The organism is Amycolatopsis minnesotensis, from assembly GCF_039529815.1.
Classification (GTDB): Bacteria; Actinomycetota; Actinomycetes; order Mycobacteriales; family Pseudonocardiaceae; genus Amycolatopsis; species Amycolatopsis minnesotensis.
In genome coordinates this window covers 97,564-107,024 of the sequence record NZ_BAAANN010000016.1, presented here as the reverse complement: position 1 = coordinate 107,024, position 9,461 = coordinate 97,564, and the positions used below count along the sequence as shown (strand labels likewise).

9 protein-coding genes are annotated in these 9,461 nt (G+C 71.1%); 3 read left to right on the top strand and 6 right to left on the bottom strand.

Annotation, left to right across the window (positions count from 1 at the left end):
• The 6 genes from ABD256_RS21130 to ABD256_RS21105 form a co-directional block, all read right to left on the bottom strand.
• Positions 1-786, bottom strand: a complete 786-nt coding sequence (locus ABD256_RS21130; RefSeq protein WP_344421298.1) for an MlaE family ABC transporter permease — start codon at positions 784-786, stop codon at positions 1-3.
• A gap of 116 nt (positions 787-902) precedes the next feature.
• Entirely contained in the window at positions 903-1,664 is a 762-nt protein-coding gene (locus ABD256_RS21125) for a glucose 1-dehydrogenase (RefSeq protein ID WP_344421295.1), read from the bottom strand.
• Positions 1,665-3,170 carry an aldehyde dehydrogenase family protein gene (locus ABD256_RS21120; protein ID WP_344421292.1) on the bottom strand — a complete coding sequence of 502 codons (1,506 nt, stop codon included), beginning with the start codon at positions 3,168-3,170 and terminating at the stop codon, positions 1,665-1,667. It lies immediately after the preceding gene.
• Positions 3,167-4,078, bottom strand: a complete 912-nt coding sequence (locus ABD256_RS21115; protein WP_344421289.1) for a 3-oxoacyl-ACP reductase — start codon at positions 4,076-4,078, stop codon at positions 3,167-3,169. Before ABD256_RS21115 ends, ABD256_RS21120 begins: the two co-directional genes overlap by 4 nt.
• A complete protein-coding gene (locus tag ABD256_RS21110) occupies positions 4,075-5,163 on the bottom strand; it encodes a Zn-dependent alcohol dehydrogenase (RefSeq protein ID WP_344421286.1) in 1,089 nt (362 codons plus the stop codon). The genes ABD256_RS21115 and ABD256_RS21110 overlap by 4 nt, the downstream gene beginning before the upstream one ends.
• Before the next feature lie 94 nt (positions 5,164-5,257).
• Positions 5,258-5,449 carry a ferredoxin gene (locus tag ABD256_RS21105; RefSeq protein WP_344421283.1) on the bottom strand — a complete coding sequence of 64 codons (192 nt, stop codon included), beginning with the start codon at positions 5,447-5,449 and terminating at the stop codon, positions 5,258-5,260.
• A gap of 105 nt (positions 5,450-5,554) precedes the next feature.
• Between ABD256_RS21105 and ABD256_RS21100 the strand changes: the two genes are divergently transcribed.
• The 3 genes from ABD256_RS21100 to ABD256_RS21090 are packed head-to-tail and all read left to right on the top strand — an operon-like array spanning position 5,555 to position 9,445.
• Positions 5,555-6,733, top strand: coding sequence for an acyl-CoA dehydrogenase family protein (locus ABD256_RS21100; RefSeq protein WP_344421558.1), 1,179 nt, complete (start codon positions 5,555-5,557; stop codon positions 6,731-6,733).
• A 10-nt stretch (positions 6,734-6,743) separates the two neighbouring features.
• Entirely contained in the window at positions 6,744-7,838 is a 1,095-nt protein-coding gene (locus tag ABD256_RS21095) for an acyl-CoA dehydrogenase family protein (protein ID WP_344421281.1), read from the top strand.
• Entirely contained in the window at positions 7,835-9,445 is a 1,611-nt protein-coding gene (locus ABD256_RS21090) for a long-chain-fatty-acid--CoA ligase (protein ID WP_344421278.1), read from the top strand. The genes ABD256_RS21095 and ABD256_RS21090 overlap by 4 nt, the downstream gene beginning before the upstream one ends.
• Positions 9,446-9,461: the final 16 nt, after the last annotated feature.

Genomic DNA, 9,461 nt, shown 5'->3' with positions numbered 1-9,461 from the left:
TCACAACGCCTTCGGGGGCACGATCTGGAGGTAGATCGCGGTCAGCACGACGTTGATCAGGAACAGCAGCAGGAACGTGATGACGACGGCCTGGTTCACCGCGTCGCCGACGCCCTTCGGCCCGCTACCGGGGTTCAGCCCGCGGTAGGCGGCCACCACCCCGGCGACGAACCCGTAGAGCACCGCCTTGATCTCGCTGACGTAGAGATCCGGAAGCTGGGCGAGCGCGTTGAAGCTGGCGAGGTAGGCGCCGGGGGTGCCGCCCTGCATCACCACGTTGAAGAAGTAGCCGCCCAGCACGCCGACCACGCTGACCAGCCCGTTGAGCAGGACCGACACCACGATCGCGGCGAGCACCCTCGGCACGATGAGCCGCTGGATCGGGTTGACGCCGAGCACTTCCATCGCGTCGATCTCTTCGCGGATCTTGCGGGCGCCGATGTCCGCGCACACCGCGCTGCCCCCCGCGCCCGCCACGAGCAGCGCGGTGATCAGCGGGCTGGCCTGCTGCACGATGGCGAGCGCGCTCGCCGCACCGGTGAACGACTGCGCGCCGATCTGCTCGGTCAGCGAGCCGAGCTGCAGCGCGATGACCGCGCCGAAGGGGATCGCGACGAGCGCGGTCGGCAGGATGGTGACGCTGGCGAAGAACCAGCACTGCTGGATCCATTCGCGGAACTGGAACGGCCGCTTCGGGATCGCCCGCAGCACCTCCCACGATAGCGTGGCAAGCCTGCCGACCTGGGCCAGCGCGGCGCCGCCGGGTATGGTGCCCGCCTCCGCCATCCCGCCTCCACCCGAGTCGTGTGCATGCCGCGTGCGCCTGAGTCTTTCGCATCCCGTGCGCCCGCTTTCCGTTAGCGGTGTTCACGCGGCGGGCCGAACCTGCCGAGCCTTCCTGGTCAGAGCTTGAGCGCGTGGGTCGCGGTCGCGCCCCCGTCGGCGATGAACTCGCCGCCGGTGCAGTACGAGCTGTCGTCGCTGGCGAGGAACGCGACCAGCGCCGCGATCTCGTCCGGCCGCCCGATCCTGCCGAGCGCGACCTTCTTCCCGATCCGCGACAGGTCGATCTCGGCACCGCCCGCCGCGTCGCGCACCATGCCGGTGTCGATCATGCCGGGGTGCACCGAGTTGACCCTGATCCCGCGCGCGCCCAGTTCGAGGGCCGCGACCTTCGTCATGCCGCGGATCGCGAACTTGCTCGCGGTGTAGGCGACGAGGTAGGGCATACCGGCCAGTCCCTCCACAGAGGACACGTTGACGATGGCCCCGCCACCGCGCGCGGACATCGGTTCAACGACCGACCGCATGCCGAGAAACGCCCCGATCTGGTTGATTCCGATGACGCGTTCGTAGTCCGCGAGAGTGGTCTGCTCCAATGCCGAGAAGTGCAGCACGCCCGCGTTGTTGACCAGCACCGACAACTCGCCGAACTCGCCGACCGCCCGGTCCACCGCGGCCGTCCAGCCGTGCTCGTCGGTGACGTCGAGGTGCTGGAAGACCGCCGCGTCGCCGAGTTCGCCGGCGAGCTGCTTGCCCGTTTCGTCGGCGATGTCGGCGATCACCACGCGCGCGCCCTCGGCGACGAACCGGCGCACCGCCGCCGCGCCCTGCCCGCGCGCGGCGCCGGTGACCAGTGCGACCTTCCCGGCCAGCTTGCCCATCTACATCAGCTCTTCGGTCAGCGGCATGAGCACGCTCTTCAATTCGGTGTAGGCCTCGAACGCCGAGCGCCCGCCCTCGCGGCCGAGCCCGGACTGCTTGAACCCGCCGAAGGGCAGGTGCGGCTCGATCTGGAAGCCGTTGATGCCGATCGTGCCCGCCTTGAGCCGCCGCGCGACCCGGAACGCGCGCTGGCCGTCCGCGGTGAACAGGCCGGCGCCGAGCCCGTACTCGGTGTCGTTGGCGAGCCGGACGGCCTCTTCCTCGTCGTCGAAGGGCACCACCGCGAGCACCGGGCCGAAGATCTCCTCCTGCGCCACGGTCGCGGAGTTGTCGACGTCGGCGAAGATCGTCGGCGAGACGAAGTTCCCGTTCGCCAGATCGCCGTCGAGCCGCTCACCGCCGGTGACCAGCCGCCCCTCGGACTTGCCCTGCTCGATGTAGCCGAGGACGCGTTCGAGCTGGCGCGCGTTGACCAGCGGGCTGGAGAGCACGCCGGGGTCGAACGGGTCGCCGTAGGTCACCGCGGCCGCGATCCCGGCGGCGGCGCCGATGAACTCGTCGTAGACGTCGCGGTGGACGAGCGCGCGCGTGTTGGCCACGCACGCCTGGCCGGACAGGCCCAGCGTCACCGCGCCCATCGTCGTCATCGCGGCGAGCCCGACGTTCGGGGCGTCGGAGAAGACCACGGCCGGGCTCTTCCCGCCCAGTTCCAGCGAAACCCGCTTCAGGGTGCCCGCCGACGCTTCGACGATGTGCTTGCCCACCGCGCGGCTGCCGGTGAAACTCACCTTGTCGACATCTCGATGTGTGATGAGCGCCTCGCCGACCGGGTCGCCCGGCCCGGTGACGACGTTGAGCACCCCGTCGGGAAGCCCGGCCTCGACGAGCAGTTCGACCATGCGCAGCACGGAAAAGGTCGCGTACTCCGACGGCTTGAGCACCACCGTGCAGCCCGCCGCGAGCGCGGGGGCGACCTTCTGCGCGAACAGCAGGAACGGCGCGTTCCACGGCAGGATCGCCGCCACCACGCCGATCGGCTCGCGGAAGGTCATCGCGAGGTGGTCGCCGCCCTGGTACGCGGGCAGCGTCTCGCCGCCGATCTTGTCCACCCAGCCCGCGTGGTGGTCGACGACGTCGGCGGCCGCCCCCACCGAGGTCGCGTAGATGCCGCCGAAGGACAGCGGCACGGAATTGTCCAGCGCCTGCAACGCGCGCAGCTCGTCGGCGTGCTCGCGCAGCAGGTTCGCGTACCGGTGCAGCAGGGAGATCCTGGTGCCCGCCCGTGACCGCGCCCAGCCGCCTTCGAAGGCCTGGCGCGCCGCGGCGACCGCGTCGTCGACGTCGGCCGCGGTGGCCACCGCGAACTCGCCGATCTCCTCGGAGGTGGCGGGATGGTGGTGGGTCCACGTCGCGCCGTCGCGGCCGGGGCCCCACTGCCCGCCGACGAGAAGCTGGCCCGCCTTGAGGCCGAGCGCTTCGCGGTGCGGCAGCACGGTGATCGTCATGAGCCTGCTCCTGTTCCGGTTCCGGGTAGGGACAACACGTCGGTGGCGGCGAAGGTGCGTTCCGGGTCGCGCGCGGCGAAGTAGCCGCCGACGCCCGCTTCCAGCTCGTCCGCGGTCCAGGTGCCGTTCGCGGTGTCGAACCGGTGCTCGACCTCCGGCGGCTTCAGCAGCGCCACCATCCCGCCGTGCACCACGAACACCTGACCGTTGACGCGGTCCGCGGCGGGCGAGGCGAGGAAGGCGACGAACGGCGCCACGTGGCCGACCGACAGCGGATCGACGCCTTCGGGTGCCTCGGCACCGAACACACCCTCGGTCATCGCGGTGCGGGCACGCGGGCAGATCGCGTTGGCGCGCACCCCGTACTTCGCGGTGCCCCGCGCGGTGGCGACGGTCAGCGCGGCGATGCCCGCCTTCGCCGCCGAGTAGTTCGGCTGGCCGCCGGAGCCGACGAGGAACGCCTCCGACGTGGTGTTCACGATCCGGCCGTACACCGGCGCACCGTCCGTTTTGGACTGTCCTCGCCAGTACGCGGTCGCGTTGCGGGACAACAGGAAGTGCCCGCGCAGGTGCACCCTGATCACGGTGTCCCACTCCTCGTCGGACATCGAGAAGAGCATCCTGTCCCGCAGCACGCCCGCGTTGTTGACCACGACGTGCAGGCCGCCGAAGTGCTCGATGGCACCGTCGGTGAGCGCGTCCGCCGTGGCGCGGTCGGCGACGTCGCCCGCGATCGGCAGCGCCTTGCCGCCCGCGGCTTCGATTTCGTCGACGACCTTCCGCGCGGTGTCCTCGCTGACGTCGTTCACCACGACGGCGGCACCCTCGGCGGCCAGTGCCAGCGCTTCGGCACGGCCGAGCCCGGCCCCGGCCCCGGTGACGACCGCGACCCTCCCGTCGAGCCTCACCCGATCGTCACCACCTGGCGGATCACGTCCGTGCTGCCCTCGCGGAGCAGGCCGAGCCCGGTGTTGATGTCGTCGAACCCGAGCCGCTTCGAGATCATCCCGTCGAGGTCGAGCAGCCCGGCGCGCCAGAACTTCAGCATGCGGCCGGTGTCGCGGTGCACGTGCGCCGATCCGTAGAACGAGCCGAGGATCTTCTTGTCGTGCAAGAACAGCTCCTGCGCGCTGAACTGGACCATCGCGTCACCGCGGCCGGCGCCGACGATGACCACCGAGCCGCCGCGGCGGGCGTTGTCCCACGCGGACCGGATCGTGCCGGGGTGCCCGACCACGTCGAAGGCGTAGTCGAAGCCTTCCATCGAGGTCACCTGCTGCTTGACCGCTTCGAGCCCTTCGGGCGTGGTCGCGTGCGTGGCACCGAACCGCTTCGCGATGTCGTGCTTCCCGGTCACCGGGTCGACCGCGACGATCACCGACGCGCCCGCCAGGCGGGCGCCCTGGATGACCGAGATCCCGACCCCGCCGCAGCCGAGCACCACGACCGTGGAGCCCGGTTCGACGCGGGCGGTGTTGAGCACGGCGCCGACCCCGGTCAGCACCCCGCAGGCGACCAGCGCCGCGGTTTCGAACGGGACGTCGGGATCCACCTTGATCGCGCCCGGCGCGGGCACGACGACCTCTTCGGCGAACGTGCCGAGGCCCGCGTAGCCGAACAGCGGCTGGTCGCCGAGCCGGAACCGCGGCGTGGAAAACGCGGCGATGGCGTGCACGGGACACAGGTTCGGCTCGCCGCGCAGGCAGCTCGGGCAGTTCCCGCACGGCGGCACGAAGGACACGGTCACGTGGTCGCCCGGCGCGAGGTGCTCCACGCCGGAGCCGATTTCGAGGACCTCCCCCGCGCCCTCGTGACCGACCACCCCCGGTGCCAGCGCGGGCAGCGTGCCGTCCATCGCGGACAGGTCGCTGTGGCAGATTCCCGAGGCCCTGACCCGGATCCGGACCTCGTGCGGGCCGGGATCCACCGTGGTGACGTCGTCCCGCAGGTCGAGTGTCTCGTCACCGATCGCGTTCAGTACGGCCGCTCTCACTTCAGCTGCCTCCTCGCGGACGCGGGGCTGGCCGTCGTTGGCCGCCCTCTACTCGCACAGACTAGAATCTGTTCTCATTCAAAGCAAGGCATGCTTAATCCGAGATGAACAGGGCGTTCTTCGGACATGCGGCCACGGCTTGAGTAACACGTTCTACTTCATCCTGGGGCGGCGACGGCTGCACGATCCGCAGCTCGTCGTCGTCATCGATCTCGAAGACCCCCGGCGCGAAGGCCACACACAGCTCGTTGGCCTCGCACAGCGACCGGTCGACGCGAACCTCCATACTTCCCCACTCCCATTCCGGCTGGTATTACTAGAACAGGTTCTACACACTAGCGCGATGCGCGGGCACGACACCACAACGAGCCCGCGCGGCGGAGGTGACGACGTGCGGATCGGCTACACGCCCGGCCAGACGGCACTGCGGAGCAGGCTTCGGTCCTACTTCGCCGACCTGATGACCCCGGAGCGCCGCGAGGCGCTCGACAGCGACCGGGGTGAGTACGGGGATGGCAAGGCGTACAAGGAAATCGTGCGCGAACTCGGCCGCGACGGCTGGCTCGCGATCGGCTGGCCGGAGGAGTACGGCGGGCAGGCGCGGCCGATGCTCGACCAGCTCGTGTTCACCGACGAAGCGGCCGTCGCCGGGGTGCCGGTGCCGTTCCTGACGGTCAACACGATCGGCCCCACGATCATGCGGTTCGGCACCGAAGACCAGAAGGCGTTCTACCTGCCGCGCATCGCGGCAGGCGAGCTGCACTTCTCGATCGGCTACTCCGAGCCGGAGGCGGGCACGGACCTCGCGTCCCTGCGCACGCGCGCGGTCCGCGACGGTGACGACTACGTCATCACCGGCCAGAAGATGTGGACGAGCCTGATCGAGCACGCCGATTACGTGTGGCTCGCGGTCCGCACCGATCCCGACGCCCGCAAGCACAAGGGGCTGAGCATCGTCGTGGTGCCGACCGACGCCGAGGGGTTCTCCTGGACGAAGGTGCACACCGTGGCCGGTCCCGGCACGAGCGCCACCTACTACGACGGCGTCCGGGTGCCGGTGTCGGCCAGGATCGCCGACGAGAACGCGGGCTGGCCGCTGATCACCAACCAGCTCAACCACGAACGCGTCGCGCTGACCTCGGCCGCGCCCGTCCAGACGGCGCTCGCGGAGGTGCGGCGCTGGGCGCTGGAGACGAAACTGCCCGACGGCACCCGCGTGCTCGACGCGGAATGGGTGCGGCTGCACCTCGCGCGGGTGCACGCGCACGCCGAGTACCTGAAACTGCGCAACTGGAAGATCGCTTCGTCGGCGGGCGGCGACGTGACGCCCGCCGACGCCTCGGCGACGAAGGTGTTCGGCACCGAGTTCGCCACCGAGGCCTACCGCCTGCTGATGGAGGTGCTCGGCGCCGGCGCGGTCGTCCGCGAAGGCTCGCCGGGTGCGCTCCTGCACGGGCGGATCGAACGGATGCACCGGTCGTCGCTGATCCTGACCTTCGGCGGCGGCACCAACGAAGTGCAGCGCGACATCGTCGCCGCGACCGCGCTCGGCCTGCCCGTCACCCGCTGAGGAGGGTTCCATGGACTTCACACTCACCGAAGCGCAGGGCGATCTCGCGGGGCTGGCCCGCCGGATCCTCGGCGACCGCGTCACCCCCGAAACCCTCGGCCCGCACGGATCGGGGCGGACCGACCGTGCACTGTGGACGGAGTTCGGCCGCGCCGGGCTGATCGACGCCGGGCTGCCCTCCGCCGTGGGCGGTGGCGGTTTCGGCGTGCTGGAGCAGTGCAGCGTGCTGATCGAACTCGGGCGCGCGGTCGCCCCGCTGCCGTACCTGCCGACGGTGACCATGGCCGCCGCCGCGCTCGCCGAGTTCGGCCGCGGCGAGCATCTCGAACGCTTACTGATTCCGGCGCTGCGCGGGGAAAAGGTGTTCGCGGTCGCGCTGCCGGACGTCTCGGTGGCTCCCGGGTTCACCGCGGCGCGGAGCGCTTCCGGATGGCGGCTGTCCGGGACCCAGACCGCCGTCGGAGCCGCGGCCGACGCCGACGCGCTGCTCGTCCCCGCCGACACCGCCGATGGCGTCGTGGTGTTCGTGCTCGCCACGGACAACCCCGGTCTGCTCGTGGAACCGCAGCGGACCGTCGACCGGGGCGACTCGGCGCTGGTGACCCTGACCGGCGCGACGGTCCCCGATTCCGCGCTGCTGGGCGATCCCGGCGCCGGCGTGGCGGAATGGCTCCGGCTGCGCGGCACCACCGGCCTGTGCGCGCTCCAGCTCGGCGTCCTCGAACGGGCGCTGGAGCTGACCGCCGCGCACGCCCGCGAACGCCGCCAGTTCGACGCCGTGATCGGCAGCTTCCAGGCCGTCCGCCAGCGCCTCGCCGACGCCTACGCCGACGTCGAAGCGGTGCGGCTCACCCTGTGGCAGGCCGCTTGGCTGCTTTCCGAAGGCGAGCCCGCCGCCGAAGCGGTCGCGACCGCGAAGTTCTGGGCCGCCGAAGCCGGGCACCGCGTCGCGCACACGGCCGTACACGTCCACGGCGGCGTCGGCATCGACACCGAGCACGAGCTGCACCGCTACTTCGTGGCGGCGAAACGGAACGAGTTCGCGCTCGGTGGCGCGACCGCGCAGCTACGGGCGCTCGGCGGGCTGCTGGCGTCCTCGTCGTGAGTGACCTGACGGTCACGGCGCTGCTGCTCGGGCACGCGGACTCCGGGCGTGCGTGCCTGCGCTACGAAGACGCCGTGTGGTCGTGGGGCGAGCACGTCCAGGCGTGCGCGGAACACGGCGCCGCGCTCCGTTCGATGCTGCGGCGGGAGGTCCCGCCGCACGTCGGGGTGCTGGCCGGGAACGTGCCTTCGTTCTCGTTCCTGCTCGGCGGTGCCGCGCTGTCCGGGTCCGTGCTCGTCGGGCTCAACCCCACCCGCCGTGGCGAAGCGCTCGCACGCGACATCGCACTCGCCGACTGCCAGTTCGTGCTCGCCGAACGCCGCTTCCTCCCGCTGCTGGACCGCTGCCCGGTCCCGGTGTTCGCCTTGGACAGTCCGGAATGGACGGACACGCTCGGCGCGCGGCGCGGCTCGCCGCCGAACCCGGTGGCCGCGGACCCCGCGGACCTGGTGATGCTGATCTTCACCTCGGGCACCAGCGGCGATCCCAAGGCGGTCCGGTGCACGCACGGCAAGATCGCCTTCCCCGGCCGCATGCTCGCCGGCCGGTTCGGACTGTCCACACACGACACCGCGTACGTCTCGATGCCGATGTTCCACTCGAACGCGGTGATGGCGGGCTGGGCAGTCGGTCTCGCCGCGGGCGGCACCGTCGCGTTCCGGCGGCACTTCTCCGCGTCCGGGTTCTTCGACGACGTCCGCCGGTTCGGCGCCACCTATGCGAACTACGTCGGCAAGCCGCTGTCCTATGTGGTCGCCACCCCGCCGCGCCACGACGACGCGGACAACCCGCTGCGCCTGGTGTACGGCAACGAAGGCGCCGAAGCGGATCTCGCCGCGTTCGCCGAGCGGTTCTCGTGCCGCGTCGTCGACGCGTTCGGCTCGACAGAAGGCGGCATCGGCTTCTCCCGCACCGCGGAGACCCCGGCCGGCTCGCTGGGCAAGACGCCGGACGACGTCGAGATCCGGCATCCCGAACGCGGCACCCGGTGCCCACCGGCCGAGTTCGACGGCAACGGGCGGCTGACGAACGGCGCCGAGGCGATCGGCGAACTGGTCAACACCGCGGGCGCGGGCGCCTTCGCCGGGTACTACGGAGATCCCGACGCCGACGCGGAACGGTTGCGCGACGGCGTCTACCACACCGGCGACCTCGCCTACGCCGACGCGGACGGCTACTGCTACTTCGCGGGAAGGCTCGGCGACTGGCTGCGGGTCGACGGCGAGAACCTCGGCACGGCCCCGATCGAACGGGTGCTGCTGCGCCATCCCGACATCGCCGAGGCCGCGGTCTACGCAGTACCGGACGAGCGGGTCGGCGACCAGGTGATGGCCGCGCTCGTACTCCGCGAAGGCACGCTCACCCCGTCGGCGTTCGGCGATTTCCTCGCCGAACAAGGCGATCTGGGCCCCAAGCAGCTCCCGCGCCACGTGCGGATCTGCACCGCGTTCCCGAAGACCTCGACGCACAAGGTGGTCAAACGGGCGCTGGCGGCGGACGGCACCCGGGGCGCCGATCCCGTGTGGGCGCGCGGGGCCGACGGCTACCACGCGTCGGGGTTCCTTGCCGTGGCGTCAAATCCGGATGAGGTCCCCCGCCGAGGGTGAATCGGGAAGATCACTC

Excerpts from the sequence above, each read along its gene's own strand:
- ABD256_RS21130 (WP_344421298.1), bottom strand. The coding sequence starts at position 786 with ATGGCGGAGGCGGGCACCATACCCGGCGGCGCCGCGCTGGCCCAGGTC.
- ABD256_RS21125 (WP_344421295.1), bottom strand. The coding sequence starts at position 1,664 with ATGGGCAAGCTGGCCGGGAAGGTCGCACTGGTCACCGGCGCCGCGCGC.
- ABD256_RS21120 (WP_344421292.1), bottom strand. The coding sequence starts at position 3,170 with ATGACGATCACCGTGCTGCCGCACCGCGAAGCGCTCGGCCTCAAGGCG.
- ABD256_RS21105 (WP_344421283.1), bottom strand. The coding sequence starts at position 5,449 with ATGGAGGTTCGCGTCGACCGGTCGCTGTGCGAGGCCAACGAGCTGTGT.
- ABD256_RS21095 (WP_344421281.1), top strand. The coding sequence starts at position 6,744 with ATGGACTTCACACTCACCGAAGCGCAGGGCGATCTCGCGGGGCTGGCC.